Raw genomic sequence first — 16,808 nt, 5'->3', positions numbered from 1 at the left:
TTTAGTTGAAAAAGCGCTTGAGCTTGTCGGCCCACCCACCTTCGGCAGGTGAATGTTTGGCGCCGCCTTTTTTCAGCGCTTCGTCGAGTTCTTTGAGCAACTTGCGCTGATGTTCCGTAAGCTTGACGGGTGTCTCCACCAAGATGTGGCAATACAAGTCGCCAGGGAGGCTGGAGCGAATGCCCTTCAAGCCCTTGCCACGCAAACGGAACTGCTTGTCGTTTTGTGTGCCTTCTGGGATGTCAATCGCAGCTTCGCCAGCCAAGGTGGGCACACGAATTTCTCCGCCTAACGCAGCCGTGGTGATGCTGATGGGCACCGAGCAATGCAGGTCATCCCCGTCACGTTCAAAAATGTCGTGTTTTTTGACGCGAATTTCGATGAACAAGTCGCCGGGTGGGCCGCCGTTGGTACCAGGTTCGCCATTGCCCGTGCTGCGAATGCGCATGCCATCGTCAATGCCCGCAGGAATTTTGACCTCCAGCGTCTTTTGCTTCTTGATCTTGCCTTGGCCGTGACAGCTGGTGCAAGGGTCGGGAATGACTTTCCCCGAGCCGCGGCAGTGCGGGCAGGTTTGCTGCACGCTGAAAAAGCCTTGGCGCATTTGCACCTGGCCGCTGCCGTGGCAGGTGGTACAGGTTTTGACCGAGGTGCCGGGTTTGGCGCCCGTGCCACTACAGGTTTCGCAGTTGTCCCAGCCTGGAATTTTGAGCTGTGCATCTTTGCCGTTGGCTGCATCCTCCAGCGTGATTTCCATCGCGTAGCTCAAATCATTGCCACGGTAGACCTGTCGGCCACCTGCGCCACGACGTTGCTGACCAAAGATATCACCAAAAATATCGCCAAAGGCCTCACCGAAGCCTGCACCGCCAAAGCCCGTAGGTCCACCAGGGCCACCGCGCATATTGGGGTCGACGCCTGCATGACCGTACTGGTTATAGGCGGCCCGCTTTTCAGCATCGGACAACATTTCGTAGGCCTCTTTGACCTCTTTGAACTGTGCCTCAGCTTCCTTGGCTTTGTCGCCTTGGTTGCGGTCGGGGTGGTACTTCATCGCGAGTTTGCGATAAGCCTTTTTGATCTCGTCGTCGCTCGCACTTTTGGCGAGGCCGAGTACTTCATAAAAATCGCGTTTGGACATGGTGGGCGTGCCGTTTTTTTGTGGGGCTTCATCAAGACTTCGCCGCGTGTTCACCTTTTCAGGCGAAACGCGGCGAGGTCAGCTCAGAAGTTGGGAAAAGGAGTTAGCCTTTTTTGACTTCTTTCACTTCAGCGTCGACCACGTTGTCGTCGGCGGGTTTGGCTTCAGGAGCAGCGGCTGTGCCACCAGCAGCTTGGGCTGCTTGCATGTCGGCGTAGACTTTTTCACCGAGCTTTTGTGACGCCGTCATCAAGGCTTCGGTCTTGGCATCGATGTCGACTTTGTCTTCGCCCTTTAATGCTTCTTCGACTTCTGTGATGGCGGCTTCGATGGCTTCTTTTTCGCCTGCGTCGAGCTTGTCGCCGTGCTCACCCAAGCTCTTCTTCACGCTGTGCACAGCGGCGTCAGCTTGGTTGCGCGCCTGCACGATTTCGAGTTTCTTCTTGTCTTCAGCGGCGTTCAACTCGGCGTCTTTCACCATTTGTTGAATCTCGTCTTCGCTCAAACCAGAGTTGGCTTTGATCGTGATTTTGTTTTCTTTGCCAGTTGCTTTGTCCTTGGCACCCACGTGCAAAATGCCGTTGGCGTCAATGTCAAACGACACTTCAATTTGAGGTGTGCCACGGGCGGCGGGAGCAATGCCTTCGAGGTTGAACTCGCCCAAGCTCTTGTTGCCAGCCGCCATTTCGCGCTCGCCTTGGTAGACCTTGATGGTCACGGCAGGTTGGTTGTCGTCGGCAGTCGAGAAGGTTTGTGCAAACTTCGTGGGGATGGTCGTGTTCTTGGCGATCATCTTGGTCATCACGCCGCCCAAGGTTTCAATACCCAGCGAGAGCGGTGTCACGTCGAGCAACAACACGTCGGTGCGGTCGCCAGACAAGACTTGACCTTGAATCGCAGCGCCCACGGCCACGGCTTCGTCAGGGTTCACATCACGACGTGGTTCTTTGCCGAAGAATTCTTTGACCTTGTCTTGCACCTTGGGCATGCGGCTCATACCGCCGACCAAGATGATGTCGTCAATGTCACTCACCGACACGCCCGCATCTTTGATGGCGGTGCGGCAAGGTGCGATGGTGCGCTCGACCAACTCGTCCACCAACTGCTCCAACTTGGCGCGGTTGAGTTTGATGTTCAAGTGCTTAGGACCTGTGGCATCAGCTGTGATGTAAGGCAAGTTGATGTCTGTGGAGGTGGATGAAGACAGCTCAATCTTGGCTTTTTCAGCCGCTTCTTTTAGGCGTTGCAAAGCCAACACGTCTTTGGACAAATCAACGCCAGATTCTTTCTTGAACTCGCTGATGATGAAGTCGATGATGCGTTGGTCGAAGTCTTCGCCACCCAAGAAGGTGTCACCGTTGGTGGACAAGACTTCAAATTGTTTTTCGCCATCGACATCAGCGATTTCGATGATGGACACGTCAAACGTGCCGCCACCCAAGTCATATACCGCAATCTTGCGGTCGCCCTTTTCGGTTTTGTCCAAACCGAAGGCCAAGGCTGCAGCGGTGGGTTCGTTGATGATGCGCTTGACATCCAAACCAGCGATGCGGCCTGCATCTTTGGTGGCTTGGCGTTGTGCGTCGTTGAAGTAAGCAGGCACCGTGATGACGGCTTCGGTCACTTCTTCTCCGAGGTAGTCTTCGGCGGTTTTCTTCATTTTGCGCAAAATTTCAGCGCTGATTTGAGGTGGGGCCAACTTGGTTCCACGTACTTCCACCCATGCGTCACCGTTATCGGCTTTGGCAATGGTGTAAGGCATCAAGTCGATGTCTTTTTGAACCTCTTTTTCGCTGAACTTGCGACCAATCAAACGCTTGACCGCATACAAGGTGTTGCGTGGGTTGGTGACGGCTTGGCGCTTGGCTGATGCGCCGACCAAGATTTCGCCATCTTCTTGATACGCAATGATCGACGGTGTGGTGCGCGCGCCTTCGGCGTTCTCGATCACTTTGGTCGTGTTGCCTTCCATGATGGCCACGCACGAGTTGGTGGTGCCCAAGTCAATACCGATGATTCTTCCCATGTTCTTACTCCAGTGATTTTTAAAAATTCAGATGAACGGTAGATGCGGATAACCCTGCCGTTTTCAAGTGTTTTATTTCGGTGCAGCCACCGTGACCAAGGCAGGGCGTAGCACGCGCTCAGCAATCAAGTAGCCCTTTTGCAGCACGGCGACTACGGTGTTGGCTTCTTGATCGGCCGGTACTACGCTGATCGCTTGGTGTTGTGCGGGGTCAAACTTGGCGCCTGCTGCCGGGTCAATCGCGATGATTTTGTTGCGCTCCATGGCGCTTTTGAGCTGGCGCAGCGTGGCTTCGGCGCCTTCGCGGATTTGCTCAGGCGTGGCGGTTTGCACGGCCAAGCCAGCTTCGAGGCTGTCGAGCACGGGCAGCAAGCTGTCGGCGAAGCTCTCGAGCGCGAATTTACGGGCTTTAGATACTTCGTCTTCAGCGCGGCGGCGGGCGTTTTGTACCTCGGCTTGACCACGGACGTATTGGTCTTGCAACTCCGTCACTTTGGCTTGCAATGTGATGACTTCCTCTTGCGCTTGCGCCAACGGGTCCAACGCAGTGGTGGGGTCGGTGTCGGGGGCAGGCGCTTGAGCAGCCATGTGGGCGGCCAAATGTGCGGGAGTGGTATCTTGGTTTTCTGTAGGTTCTGACATGCTTTATACGGTTTGTGGGAGGGGATATTTAGCAGAGCTGAGGGCATCCAACCCTATTTCAAGAGGGGTTTTCTAAAAAAATTGGACAGGGCAAAACAAAGCGGGGCCAAGCCCCGCTGTGGATCGGCAGCGCAACCGGCTGCCGTACTGCCTATTTATTCGAGGCCGAGCAGTTCGACGTCAAACTTCAATGTGGCATTCGGTGGAATCACACCACCCGCGCCGCGTGCGCCATAGCCCAGTTCTGGCGAGATGATGAGGGTGCGCTGCCCGCCAATCTTCATGCCTTGCACGCCTTCGTCCCAGCCCTTGATGACCATGCCTGCGCCCAAGGGGAAGTCAAACGGGTCATTGCGGTCGCGGCTGGAGTCGAACTTGGCGCCTTGCTCGCCGTCTTGGTACAGCCAGCCTGTGTAATGCACGCTGACGTGTTGACCCGCGGCGGCTTGGGCACCTTCGCCCACCACGTGATCAATGTATTGCAAGCCGGAAGGGGTGGTGTTCATGGCAAATCCTTGAGGGTCAAAAATAAAAGCACAGAGTGTAGCGACCCTTCGGTAGCCAAAGAAAAGCCCCGATGTATTGGCATCGGGGCTGGGCGTCGCGGAGGATGCGGTCACATCTTGTGGCCGTACCGAGGCTCTCAGTGAGCGGGCCGCAGCACGCGGGTGCGCAGCACGGGGTAGAGCACCGCGCTGACCACGACCGAGGTAAAGAATTGAATCGGGATCACGCGGTTGAGCACGTAATGCGCCAGTACGGTGGCGACGAAGCAGGTGATGACGCCAGACCAGTTGATTTGCTCAATCGTTTCGCTGGCATGCGAACGGTTCACAAAGAAATAGTCCACGATCATGATGGTCGCAAAGGCGGTGGTGATGACCCCCAAAATCTCAATCCAAGCTTGCACCTGCCCCAAGATACCAAACGCAATGAGCAGCAAACCGATCACGTTGGCCAAGACCACCATGGTGACGCGCCGCGCACGCAAGCCCATGGCATCAAACAGGTTGGACAAGGCCAGTGAGCCGCTGTAGGTGTTGAGCACCTGTGCTTTGCCTTGTGCCAAGACCATCAGGATCACGCCCAACGCGCCACCGAACAGCAAAAATGCGGCGGTCACACCATCGGGACTCATGGCAGCTTGCTGTGCCACGGCGGGCGACATGTGCCCGACGTTGGTGTAGTGCTCCACCAGTTTGCCCATGCCCGCGTACATGAACACCGCCCCAATGAACACCATCACGATGCTCATCGCGATATTTCCCACAGCAGCAGCGGCACCAATGTCGCCCGAGCTTTTGGCGTAACGACCCAAGTCGGCATCCACCAATGCCAAAGCACCCGCCGAACCAATCAAGACATTGGTGGCAAAAATGAATTTACCCATGTCATCGCTCGCCCCCATGGCGGCCAAGGCTTCAGGGGGGAGCAAGGCGCCAAACGAGAACACGTTCTGATCGGCATGTGCGCTGACCACCGTGAAGGTCATGTACACCAGCAAGCACATGAAAGCGACCAATGTGTAGGAGGAGATTTTCGAAACCAACTCAAAGCCATAAGCCGTCAACAACACCCAAGCCAAGGTGAGTGCCCCATAAATCAGAAGCTGGTTTCTGAAGATGTCTTCCAGTCCCAAGGCAAAGCGAAAACCCGCGTACAGCAACGCATTTTCAAGCGCCAAAAACCCGATGATCATGAAGCCAAAAATCAAGGAGCCAATGATGCTGCCTTTGATGCCAAAGCCGTAGCGTCTGGCCATCACCGTGCTGGACAAACCAGTTTTGTAGGCGATGTGACCACAAGCCCAACCGATCAACCAACCCACAACAGCCACAAATAAACCCGCCGTCAAAGCGATCTTGAAGCCAGCCACAAAACTGGTGAGAGCACCAAAAAACAAAATGATCAGCGTGGTGACGATGCCCGCCGTGTTCCACGACAGCTTCAGCCAGCCCTGTCGCATGTGCGGAGGGACTTGTTCTAGCGCATGGTCTTCCATGCGCTCTTGCAGATTGGGTGTTCCCATGGTTGTCTCCTGTTTGTTATCTTGTGATTGAGGGGGGGATTTCAAAAGGGCACTGTGGCCTTCAGCCACAAAGCGGTGCCTTGTGTGGTGTTGCGTACCGAGAAGTCTTTTTGGTATTTTGCGGCCACGAAGAAGCCTTTGCCTGTGTTGTAAATCACCGAAGGCCCCAGGCCATTGGCGCTGGCTTTTTTGCCGTCTGTTGCAACACCCTCTCCGCTGTCACTTTGAACTTGTGTGCGCACATAGCCGCCCAAGCCCGCGACCCAATGAGGGGCGACACCCCAACCCAAGGAATAGTCCACCACGAACTCAGAGCCTGACTTGTAGCCTGTTGCACTGTTTGCGCTGTTGAGGCTGTAGGTTGCTTTGTAGTCCGCATTGAAACCAGTTGGGTTGATGTGACTCAACGCATGGATCAACTGCACCGAACGGTAGTTGTTGCCAATGTTGAACGGACTGGCTTTGTCATAGCTGCCAGTTGGTAACTGCAAGTTGACCGCCACCGCACTGTGCAAACTGGCGCTGTGGTGGTAAGCCACAGCAGGGCCAAAAGCGATATCGCCTAACCCGCTTTTGGATGTGCTTGTTCCGCCCACGGTGCCGTCAATTTTGACCAGTGGCACAGTCATGCCCCACAACAAATGGCCGTCCAAAAGACGTTGTTCAGTTGACCACGTCAGTCGAGCCACCGCCGCATTGGCGATGAGCTTGAAGTCGGCGGGTGTCGCCACCTTGCCCGAGCCATCCAAGGCCCGATCGGTGCTGTAGTGCTGGCCATAAGCCAGTACATAAAACCCAGGAGGAGGTGCTGCCCCTGCCAAGAAGTTTTCAGCGCCGACAGGAATAGGTGAGGCCGCTTCCACGGCCATGCTGTCAAGGCTGATCAATGCCAAGATGGCCGCAACAAGCATCGCTTTTGTGTTGGGTTGGTCGAGATTTTTTTGCATGGTTGTTTCCTTTTTAAATGCACAACAGGGTGCGGGTGGTTAACGAGAGGGGATGAAGCGCCCGTATTGCGCCTGGCCATAACCCAAGGGTTCGTCGCAAGCGGGCATCACGGAGTGTAGTTGTTGAATCTGCCCAATCACCAAGGCGTGATCGCCTCGGTGCAGGATGTCGTTGACCTGGCAGCGCATGGCGACCAAGGCGTCGTCTAGCAGCCACACGCCGTCGTAGCAAGACCACAGCGCATCGGCGTAGCGGGCCTCGGCCTTGCAGCCGCCCACGCCTGAAAAACGCTGTGCTACAGCGACTTGGTTGAGGTTTAAAACATTGACGCCAAATTGACGTGCGCTTTGCAAAAGTGGAAAAGAGGACGAGGTGGGGTTGACCGAGAGCAGCAGTTCTTGCGATGACGGTGACAACGAGACCAGCGAAGTGATGGTCAAGCCGCTGCGCTGCCCTTGGTGTGCCACGGTGATAACGCTGACGCCGCCCAAGGTCTGGCGAAACGCCTGACGAAAATCATCGGCACTCGGTTCCACGGAATTCACGCGCCTATCCATATGCTTACCTGATGCCGCGTTGCGACAAAAGCGGCAACACGGTATCGCGGAAGTAAGGGAACTCTTTGACGTAGTCAAGGAAGGAGAGCGTTGTTCCTCTGAAGCCCGCTTCGTGGAGGGAGACGATTTTGTCTGCAATTTGCTGAGGCGTTCCCACCAGCGGGAAGCCGCCATGACCGGCAGCAAAGAGTGCGCGAATTTGCTGCAACAAATCGTGTGGGAAGCTTTGCGCGTGGGCCAGTTGCAAGCGCATGAGGTTGTCCACCGCCACCCAGTCGGCGTTGTCTTGCAGGCGCTGCCACTCGGCTTGGGCCTCGGCCTCGGTGGGGCGGCAAATGACGTGCGAGAAGGTCATCACATCAATCTGACGTGCTGCGGCTTTGGCTTTTTGTTTGAGGTCATCAATCTCCTCTTTGGAGCGTGCCAGGTCAATGGCGGGTGTGAACAAGAAGTTGGCATTGCGTACCGCAAACTCGCGCCCTTGCGGCGATCCCGCCGCGTTGATGATGGGCGGCAGCACCTGTGGGCGTGGGTTGCCATAAGTGCCTTTGGTGTTGAAGTATTGGCCCTTCCAGTCAAAGGCGCTGGTTTCTTTCCAAATTTTTTGGATGAAGTCAAACCACTCCTGCGCGTAGCCGTAACGGGTTTCGTGGTCATCGGGCAAGGTCAGTCCAAGGGCTTCGTACTCGGGCTTGTTCCAGCCCGCCACCACGTTGAGCCCGACGCGACCTTGCCCGATTTGCGACATGGTGGCTATTTGCTTGGCGATCACCACGGGATGGTTGGCGCTGGTGTGAACCGTGGCAAAGATGGTGAGCTTTTGCGTGTGCGCCAACAAGGCGGTGGCCCATGTCACGGTCTCCAACACTTCGCCGTGAAAATCGGTCTCGCCGCCGTAGCCAATCCAGCGGGCAATCGGCAGCATGAAGTCCATGCCCGCTGCATCCATCATTTGCGCCAATTTCAGGTTGTTGTCCCAGTTGGCCCTCCAGCGCTCGGGTAGCTTGGAGACGGTCATGCCCCCCCCGCAGTTGGTGGAAAACGTACCAAGTAGAAATTTTTTGTGTGTGAGGAAGGGATGCTGCGCACTCATGGGGTGGTCTCCTGAGAAGGTTGGGTTGAAAAAGAAGGGGTTGCCTCGGAGGCGATGGAGAAATGCCGGTCGATCGCTTGGGCCAGCAAGCCGCTGTCTAGTTCTTTCAGGGCGAGTGCACGCCAGTTGGCCAGCGTGTGCGCCGCATGGGCTTGACCGCACAGTTTTTGTGAGGCGTTCAGCAGCAGGGCGTACTTGGTGTTGCCGCGCTCGTGGGTGTCGCTGTAGCCCTTGATGAGGCGACGGCAGCGCAACAACTCCACAGCCAAGGCGCGGTCTTGTGCGGCCAGCTTGTCCACTTCGGTGAGCCAATGCTGCCAATGCGCGCGCTCCACCGCGTGGCGGTGGTTGCCGCGCCGCCAGCGTCGCAGACCAGCGAGGCAGCGCAGTTGCAGATGACCCCCAACGGTGTGGGCATCGATGCGACGACTGCGATCGACAATGCGCGTCAACCACGCACAGCAGGCGGGAGTGCGTGACAGCCACTGGGCCCAAGCCTTAGGCAGCAGCCCCAGCACCTCGTTCAAACGGGGGTGGAAGAACTCTTGACTGCCATAGACTTGCCCCGCCTCTGCGCCCACTTCTTGGCGCAACCGCACAAAGCGTTCGGCACGGCTTTTGAGGTCGGCCACGCGGATCACATCGTCGTAGCTCATGGCCACCGCAATCCAGCGGGCGGCTTCCATCGTCAAGACGTGACCCACATTGCTGATGTCATGCGCTGCTCTGTCATGTCGCGCTATTTGCGCCACGCAGTCCAAGTACTCTTGACCGTAGGCCACATCTTGGTAGTCCACCACCCGTGCCAGTCCTTCGCCGAGCCACGGCCAAGCCACTTGCACGAAGTCGCGCCGAATGCGCTCGAGCAGGGCTTGCAGCGCAGGGGCTTGCGCGTGCGATGGCAGCGGTCTGGGCGCTGTGCTCATGGGCTCTTGGGGCAACAGCGGGACTTCACCTTGCTGGGCCAAGCATGCACCGGCATGCAGCGCCCGTAAGCTGGCTTGCACGCCAATACCACTGCGCTGCACCACCGCTTCAAAAGCTTCAAGCGGAAAAGGCAGCACCTCACTGGCCGCCAAAGCACCCAACAGACTGGCAGAAATCACACTGCCTTGCGCCACAGCCAGCGCCTGCATATCGCCCGCAATCACACGTTTGGCATGGGCTTGCAAGGCTTGCAGTACGGCAGGGGCGTTGGCGACGCCGTTGCCAGGCGTCATCTTTTCTTGCACGGCATAGGTGCGGTGGCTGCTGGCGATGACGGTGGTGCGGTCTGGTGTGACCAAGCCGCGTTCAATGGCGCGACCCGCCTCCATCCATTCCGCCGCAATCAGGATATCGACTTGCCCAGGGATGGGCATCAAGGCCATCACAGGCTCGCGTCCAGGCGTGGGCTCGACCAACTCGATGTAGTACACCGTGGCACCCGTGCGCTGTGCCACGCCTGCAACCGAGGTGGCTTGTGCGGTCCAGCCTGTGTGCTCGGCCAAATCAACCAGCCAGTCCACCAACACGCCGCCGCCTTGGCCACCCAGGGCCATCACGGCAATATGAAAGCTGCGCGGTGAACTCATGCGCTGGCCTCTTGGTCTGTGTGTGATGCGGCGCTGTAGAGCGCACGCTCGGCATGACGTTGCCGCCATTCGCGTTGCCGCCAATGACCGAGCAGACCTTCACGCAGTCGATGCAGCCAGCGCTCCCACCGACGGGCGTTGTGGATTTTGTGGAGTTTGTAGAACGAGGGGCACAGCACGGCAGCGTCCGCCACTTCGCCGCAGTGACCGCAAGCCACACAGTGTTCGTCGACGAACGCCACGGGGTCAGGCTTGAGGGCGTCGCCGCTGGGGCGCAGGCTCAAACTGGGGCAGCCCGACACGCGCATGCAAGCGTGGTCGCCGCTGCACACGGCGGCATCAACGCCAAAGCGTTCATGCACCACCCGCTGCTGCGCCTGAATCGCTTTGACCTTAAGGGGCTTTTCGCGACGTTGGCGATTGAGCATGCACTCGCTTTGCGCGACGATCACTTTGGGACCTGGCACGCGACTGGTCATGGCTTCGGTGAGGGTGCGGCGCATGGTGTTGACGTCGTAGGTGTGCGTCAGTGTGCGCACCCATTGCACACCCACACCGCGAACGGCCTGCTCTATCGGGTGCAAGGTGCTGCGATGGGGGTGGGTGTTGCGCGACGAGGGCAGGTCTTGTCCGCCTGTGGCCGCAGAGTAATTGTTGTCAACGATGACGAACACGTTGTCGTGCTGGTTGAACACAGCGTGCGCAATGCCCGAGGTCAAGCCGTTGTGCCAAAAGCCGCCATCGCCCATGAAAGCGACGGCTTTTTTGTGCGCGCCCAGCATGCCGCCCGCATTGAAGGCCGAAGCGCTGGCCGCCCCCAAACCGTAGCCCATGGTGGTGGCCCCGATGTTGAATGGCGGCATGATGGAAAACAAATGACAACCGATATCCGCCGCCACATGGTGTTTGCCCAGCACCTCTTCGGTGAGTTTGTAGGCAGAAAAAATAGGGCGCTCAGGGCAGCCCACGCACAGCCCAGGCGGGCGTGGCGGCAGCACCCCGGCAGCGAGCGGCGCTGGCGTTCCTACAGCGGTGGGTGTTGCTAGAGGCGTAGGCTTTACGAAAGGGCTGGGTAAGCTGACCGCCACAGGCGCGGCAAAGGCGGCGGGGTGGTGATGTTGCACAAAGCGGTGAATGGCTTTTTCCAGCACGTGCACGGTGTAGTCCCCACCCATGGGCAAGAGGTCTTTGCCATGGATGCGGGTTGGCAGTCCATGCCGACGCAGCAGGGTGTGCAAGTGCTGCTCGTGGTAGTCGGGCTGACCTTCCTCCACCACCAGCACGGCGCGTTTGTCGGCACAAAAGCGCAGCACCTCGCTCTCGACCAAGGGGTAGGCCACGTTCAAAATGTACAAGGGCACGCGACTGTCGCCAAACAAATTGGCCAAGCCTTGCAGGTACAGCGCACGCAGCACGTTGTGCGACAACCCCCCCAGCGTGATGATGCCGATGTGTTCAATGTCACCCGCACGCATTTCATTGAGACTGTGTTCGGCGATGAAGCGCTCGGCGGCGGGCCAGCGCTGCTCAATTTTTTCACGCTCGTGCAGGAACGAGGCAGGCGGCAAAACGATGCGGTTCAGGTCGCGTTGTGGTTGCTCTAGCGCTTGGCGTAGGCTAAAGCGGGGGCGCAGGTTCTCACGGGTGGTGAAGCTGCCATGCAGGTGGCATGAACGAATACGCAATTGCAGCATGACGGGCGTGTGACTGGCCTCGGACAAGGCAAAGCCGTCATGCACCGCTTGCACGATGGAGGGCAAGTGGGGGCGCGGGTCTAGCAACCACATTTGTGACTTCATGGCAAACGCATGGGTGCGCTCTTGCATGATGGACGAGCCCTCGCCGTAGTCCTCGCCCACGATGATGAGTGCGCCACCCGTGACCCCGCCCGAGGCCAAGTTGGCCAAGGCATCGCTGGCGACGTTGGTGCCCACAGTGGATTTCCAAGTGACCGCACCGCGCACGGGGTAATTGACCGATGCGGCCAAGGCTGCTGCTGCTGTGGCCTCGCTAGCGGCGGGCTCAAAGTAAACGCCCAAGTCTTGCAAGATGGGTTGGGCGTCGGACAACACATCCATCAGATGCGAGATGGGCGAGCCTTGGTAGCCTGTGACATAACCGACGCCGCACTCCAGCAACGCCTTGGTGACGGCCAAAATGCCTTCACCCCGAAACACGCTGCCAGCGGGGACTTTGAGTTGTTCGACTTCTCTGGCAAATGAGCGCTCAGCCATGACACAGTTCTCCTGATGGATGTGATGCGTTCATAGATTCAGCGCTGCACCAGTGCTAAGACTCGCAGAGGTGAGCCCGAGCCTTGTTTGATTTTCAGAGGCGCGCTGATGATGACCGCACCCGTGGGGGGCAGCAAGTCCAAATGACGCAGGCATTGCAGCCCGTATTTGTTGGCCCCGTGCATCAAGGTGTGGCAAGGGTAAGCCACAGGCCAAGCGTAGGACTGGCCTGCATCGGTGTTGATGGTCTCGACACCAAAGCCGCGCACCTCGCGACCAATCAGCCATTCGACGGCCGCTTGTGTGGGGCCAGGGGTGTGAGCGCCATCGGCTTGCAGGTTGACAAACGCGGCGGGGTCATCCACGCGTCGGCTCCAGTCGGTTCTGAACAACACCCATGCCCCCGCAGGGATGCGGCCATGACGGCTTTCCCACACTTCTAAGAAGGGAACGTCCAGTAACCAGTCTGGGTTTTGGGTGACTTCTTGGCTCGCGTCAATGACGCAGGCCGGCCCCAAAAATTGGGTGGGATCGATGGTGTCCACACTGTTTTGAGGATGGTCTTTGCCCGTGATCCAATGAATTGGCGCATCAAAGTGCGTACCCGTGTGTTCGCCGCACGAAAAATTGTTCCAGTACCAGCCCGGACCGGCTTCGTCATACTGGCTGATGCGCTCTTGTTTGAAGGCCCAGACTTGGCCGAACTGTGGGGGCAGCACCAGTGCGGGGAAATCGCTGGACAGCGTTTGCGTTAGGTCAATGACTTGGATGCGGCCACAGGCGACATCTGCGGCAAGTTGTGTGAGGGGATGGCTCATGGGTAACCTCCTAAGTTGCGTGGATGAAATTCAGCAAGCGCCCAAGGCATGGGCTAAATGAAAGCCAGAGCCTCCGCCCAAGCCTGGGCCTGGGTGTGTGGAAGCGCCGATGTGCCACAGGTTGGCAATCGGGGTGCTGTGGTTGCGGGTGCTGCGCAGTGGACGCCAGAACAAGGACTGTTCCAAGCTGCAATCGCCGCCGTAGGGGTCGCCGCCGACCAGATTGATGTTGAGTTTTTGCAGATCGGCGGGGCTCAATACTTTTCGCGCCAAGGTGGCGCGTTGCAAGTTGGGCACGTGCTGGGCAACGATCTGCATCACCCGATCAGCGAACTGCTCGCGTACGGATGCGGTCCAAGCGCCTGAGCCATCTAATTCAATGCCTTGGCCTGCGTCACCTAGCACTTGCACGGGGCATTCGGGCACTTGCACCCACAAGATGTGTCGGCCAGCGGGCGCACGATCAGGGTCGAGCATGGTGGGTTGTGCCACGCAGACTGTGGGCACAGCGGGCAGCCAACCGCGCTCCGCTTCGTTGACGGCACGCGACACAGCAGCCACCCCTTCGGTGAGGTGAACGTAAACGGTGCGCGCCAACTCTTCGTGTTGCCACTCTGGCGCTTCGGAGAGCGCCAAATGGATTTGCATATTGCCTTTGCCGTGTCGAAAGTTGCGCGCCTCGCTGAGCACGCCGTCTGGCACATGGGGCGCATCGAGCAATTGCGTGTAGAGCTGAGCGGGCGTCACGCTGCAAGCCACATGAGGGGCGTGCAAGGTGTCGCCGTTGGCCAGTCGCACACCCACGGCACGTCCTTTGTCGACGAGCACTTTGCCCACGTGTGTGTGGGTGTGCCAGCGTGCCCCGTTGCGCTGGAGCAGCGTTTCAAAAGCGCGTACCGTTTGTGCATTGCCCCCGCGCACCAGCGGCATGCCCACGGCTTCTAGGGTGAAGGCCACAACTTTGTTCATCAACGCGGACAAGGGGGCGTCTGGCCCCAATCCCGTGTGCAACACCCACGGTGCGAGCAAGGCTTGTGCGGGATTGGGCGCAGAGCCAAAGGATTGTTTCAGCCAAGCGTGTGCAGGTGTCAGTGCAGCGCCCGCGAACGCAGACATGTCTTGCAGACCTTTGCGCCAAGTTGTTGCGGCCAGCTTGCGTGCTGTGTCCCAGCGCCACAACTCGTTGCCGAGCAAGGTGAAGATCAGATCAGCGTTGTCTTGCACATCGTGCATGGCGTGTTGGTAAGCCGCGCCACCGCCTGAAATGCAAGCCTCGAATCGGCGCATGTTGTCTTCTCGCGAAGTGGTCAACACCAAGTGGCGACCATCGGGCATCACCACCCCTGTGGGCGTGGTGTTGTTGCAATAGACCAAGCCTGTCTCATGCAATTCATCCTTTAAAGCGGCGTAGGCGGGGCCGACGAGAAAAAGCGGATGTGCCGTGGACAAGGTGTCGTGTTGAAAGCCAGGCAGGGTGAGTTCTTCGGTGCGGATGCAGCCGCCCAACTGGGCTTCACGTTCAAGCAAGGTGACGCGCCAACCTTGACGTGCCAGCAGGCTCGCCGCTACCAAGGCATTGATGCCACCGCCTACAAAGATGATGTCTTGATCGGATGTTTCCATGCCAGCCATCGTGCTGAACGGACTAGCGTCTCGCTATCCTAAAAACGAACAGTTCATCGCTCGTTCATCCGTTTTGCGAAAAAAAGAACAGTCCTCGAATCAAACCGAGGGTAAGTACGCAAGTTCATCGCGCTTACAGAACTCAAAATGCGTCGAAATTAGTTCTTTATGAGCAATCAATAGATGCAAAAAGATTTGTTATTTCCTACTTCACGCCTGCCGCTGGATGGCTTTCCCGTGCTGCGTGCCACATGCCCGGATGATGCGTGCGAGCGGATGGGGCATTTTTTTTCGCCTCATAAACTGGAGGTCAGGGGCAACCCAGAGCGCTTGTTGGTGCACTTGAACCAAGTGCCACTGCATGATTTATCCATCCATGTGCTGCGCTATGGCACAGAAGTCACGATTGACCCAGGATGTCGGGGCGATTTCTATATGTTGCAGTTGCCTCTGCAAGGTGCCGCTGAACTTCGCAGCGGCGCAAGTCAGGTGCTGACCAATCGCAGCGTACTGAGTGTGCTGCATCCGAATGCCCCGACACTGATGCACTGGAGTGCAGACTGCACCATGATTTTGCTGCGGGTGTCTCGTGAGGTGATTGAGCGGCGTTTGGGCGCACGTGTGCAACGCCATATCTCCACGTTCGATCTGGCCGCCCCACGCAGCAACCCCTCCGTGGCCGCTTGGTGGAAAGCCACCGAGGACATGGTGAGCAATCTGGATGCCAATGCCGCGCATTGGTTGCACAGCCCCGCCACGGCAGCGACTTTCGAGGACTTTTTGCTCACCGCGTTCTTGGCGCTGTTGCAACCAATTTGCGGGGATGCGCACACCAGCCTGAAGGACCGCTGCAGCCAGCGCACCTTGCTTCGTGCCAAGGACTACATCCACGCGCATTTGAACGAGGCCTTGCTGCTGCGTGACATTGCACAACATGCCCATGTGTGCGCACGCACGCTCGAAGCGCTGTTCAAACGTTTAGAAGGGCAGTCCCCGTTGGCTTATGTGCGCCAACAGCGGTTGCATGCGATTCACCAAAGCTTGCTGCGCGACCATATGCCAAGCGTCACCGAGGTGGCTTTGAATTTTGGTTTTTCTCACATGGGACGGTTTGCCGCGCAGTACCGTCAAGCGTTTGGTTGCTCGCCCTCAGACACCTTGCGCAAACAACGCTCAAGCATTCAATGAGCACGTCATCCTTCAATCCGCCACTTTGTTCAGTGGGCGTCCGTAACGCGCCAACAATTGACGTGTGACTGTTTCGTAGTCTGAGGGATTGGGCGGCATCAACCACTGTTTGAAACGCGTGAATGCACTCAGTGGTAAACCGATGTCGTGCAGCAGTTCATCGATGTGATGCAGCGAAAACGGAATGATTTTGGTGCCTTTGGAATGCTTGCCATCGGTGCGCTCGTGCATCCAAGCCAAGCGCTCTGTCACGGATTCGTTTTGTACTGAAACGCAAGGCAATTCCAAGCGACCACCCAGTAAGTCTGCAATTCACAACGCGCCGACTTCGCAGTTGAGTTGACTGAAAAATGAAGAGTTATAGCCATTGAAGATCAAGTGAGGGACATCGACTGGAATCATGGAGCGGTACAAGCGAAAGTTGCCGTCCTTGTCCGTGACCCGCTGCATGATGTCGCTGGGCAAAAAAGGCACGCTCTGGTTCCAACCTGTGCCGCAGACCACCACATCAGCGCGTACGCTGGCACCATTGCTCAGCCGAGCAACTCGCCCTTGTGCTGTGACGTTGAGTTCGCGAATCTCACAATCTTTAGTCACTGTAATCCGACCTGCTGCTACGCTGTCATAAAACCCCTCGGTGACCAAGCTCACGGTGCTGCGAGCGATGGTTTCAAACGGTTTGCTGGGGTGCAAGTCAAGCTCTTTGAGGCGGCACTGTTTGGTGACCACCCATTGCACTTGACTGAGCATAGAGTTGCGAATGAGACGACCTACACCCTGCAAAAACTTCTCGAAACTGAACCTGCCCCTGTTGGACGTACCTCTTAGCTGGTCAATTATGCGGCCTTCAATAGCTGTGCCGCGTTCCAGCTTTTCTCAAACTGCATCGGGCTGACATAGCCCAATGTAGAGTGAATTCTGCGGTGGTTGTAGAA

The 16,808-nt window shown here is 57.6% G+C and carries 16 protein-coding genes; 1 reads left to right on the top strand and 15 read right to left on the bottom strand.

Features of this window, described 5'->3' with window-relative positions:
• Position 1: 1 nt before the first annotated feature.
• The 12 genes from dnaJ to RMS03_RS04865 form a co-directional block, all read right to left on the bottom strand.
• Positions 2–1,141 carry a molecular chaperone DnaJ gene (gene dnaJ, locus RMS03_RS04920; protein ID WP_310625985.1) on the bottom strand — a complete coding sequence of 380 codons (1,140 nt, stop codon included), beginning with the start codon at positions 1,139–1,141 and terminating at the stop codon, positions 2–4.
• Positions 1,142–1,244: 103 nt separating this feature from the next.
• Positions 1,245–3,167 carry a molecular chaperone DnaK gene (gene dnaK / locus RMS03_RS04915; RefSeq protein ID WP_310625984.1) on the bottom strand — a complete coding sequence of 641 codons (1,923 nt, stop codon included), beginning with the start codon at positions 3,165–3,167 and terminating at the stop codon, positions 1,245–1,247.
• A gap of 72 nt (positions 3,168–3,239) precedes the next feature.
• The gene (grpE, locus tag RMS03_RS04910; protein ID WP_310625983.1) at positions 3,240–3,809 is read right to left on the bottom strand and encodes a nucleotide exchange factor GrpE; all 570 of its coding nucleotides are present in this window, start codon (positions 3,807–3,809) and stop codon (positions 3,240–3,242) included.
• A gap of 155 nt (positions 3,810–3,964) precedes the next feature.
• On the bottom strand, positions 3,965–4,315 hold the full coding sequence (locus tag RMS03_RS04905) for an FKBP-type peptidyl-prolyl cis-trans isomerase (RefSeq protein WP_310625982.1): 351 nt from the start codon (positions 4,313–4,315) through the stop codon (positions 3,965–3,967).
• 137 nt (positions 4,316–4,452) lie between these two features.
• Positions 4,453–5,838 carry a cytosine permease gene (locus RMS03_RS04900; protein WP_310625981.1) on the bottom strand — a complete coding sequence of 462 codons (1,386 nt, stop codon included), beginning with the start codon at positions 5,836–5,838 and terminating at the stop codon, positions 4,453–4,455.
• Positions 5,839–5,879: 41 nt separating this feature from the next.
• Positions 5,880–6,785: a transporter gene (locus tag RMS03_RS04895; RefSeq protein ID WP_310625980.1), complete on the bottom strand. Its 906-nt coding sequence runs from the start codon at positions 6,783–6,785 to the stop codon at positions 5,880–5,882.
• A 39-nt stretch (positions 6,786–6,824) separates the two neighbouring features.
• Positions 6,825–7,331 carry a flavin reductase family protein gene (locus RMS03_RS04890; protein WP_310625979.1) on the bottom strand — a complete coding sequence of 169 codons (507 nt, stop codon included), beginning with the start codon at positions 7,329–7,331 and terminating at the stop codon, positions 6,825–6,827.
• A 16-nt stretch (positions 7,332–7,347) separates the two neighbouring features.
• A complete protein-coding gene (locus RMS03_RS04885) occupies positions 7,348–8,436 on the bottom strand; it encodes an LLM class flavin-dependent oxidoreductase (protein ID WP_310625978.1) in 1,089 nt (362 codons plus the stop codon).
• Positions 8,433–10,010, bottom strand: a complete 1,578-nt coding sequence (locus RMS03_RS04880; RefSeq protein WP_310625977.1) for an indolepyruvate oxidoreductase subunit beta family protein — start codon at positions 10,008–10,010, stop codon at positions 8,433–8,435. Before RMS03_RS04880 ends, RMS03_RS04885 begins: the two co-directional genes overlap by 4 nt.
• Complete coding sequence (locus RMS03_RS04875; protein ID WP_310625976.1) at positions 10,007–12,244, bottom strand: indolepyruvate ferredoxin oxidoreductase subunit alpha; 2,238 nt, start codon at positions 12,242–12,244, stop codon at positions 10,007–10,009. Before RMS03_RS04875 ends, RMS03_RS04880 begins: the two co-directional genes overlap by 4 nt.
• A gap of 38 nt (positions 12,245–12,282) precedes the next feature.
• On the bottom strand, positions 12,283–13,062 hold the full coding sequence (locus tag RMS03_RS04870) for a cyclase family protein (protein WP_310625975.1): 780 nt from the start codon (positions 13,060–13,062) through the stop codon (positions 12,283–12,285).
• A 30-nt stretch (positions 13,063–13,092) separates the two neighbouring features.
• The gene (locus tag RMS03_RS04865) at positions 13,093–14,685 is read right to left on the bottom strand and encodes an NAD(P)/FAD-dependent oxidoreductase (RefSeq protein WP_310625974.1); all 1,593 of its coding nucleotides are present in this window, start codon (positions 14,683–14,685) and stop codon (positions 13,093–13,095) included.
• A gap of 183 nt (positions 14,686–14,868) precedes the next feature.
• On the opposite strand from RMS03_RS04865, the gene RMS03_RS04860 reads away from it, so the two are divergent.
• Positions 14,869–15,873 (top strand): AraC family transcriptional regulator, encoded by a 1,005-nt coding sequence (locus tag RMS03_RS04860; protein ID WP_310625973.1) that lies wholly within the window; start codon positions 14,869–14,871, stop codon positions 15,871–15,873.
• 12 nt (positions 15,874–15,885) lie between these two features.
• Here the strand turns inward: RMS03_RS04860 and RMS03_RS04855 are convergent, their stop codons facing one another.
• The 3 genes from RMS03_RS04855 to RMS03_RS11635 all read right to left on the bottom strand — a co-directional run.
• Entirely contained in the window at positions 15,886–16,125 is a 240-nt protein-coding gene (locus tag RMS03_RS04855; protein ID WP_310625972.1) for a hypothetical protein, read from the bottom strand.
• 60 nt (positions 16,126–16,185) lie between these two features.
• Positions 16,186–16,623 (bottom strand): hypothetical protein, encoded by a 438-nt coding sequence (locus tag RMS03_RS04850; RefSeq protein ID WP_310625971.1) that lies wholly within the window; start codon positions 16,621–16,623, stop codon positions 16,186–16,188.
• 86 nt (positions 16,624–16,709) lie between these two features.
• On the bottom strand, positions 16,710–16,808 hold a 99-nt coding region (locus RMS03_RS11635), incomplete at its 5' end, for an IS3 family transposase (protein ID WP_405023472.1).

The organism is Limnohabitans sp. (assembly GCF_031538885.1).
GTDB lineage: Bacteria > Pseudomonadota > Gammaproteobacteria > Burkholderiales > Burkholderiaceae_C > Limnohabitans.
This window is presented reverse-complemented; position numbering and strand designations above follow the sequence as displayed.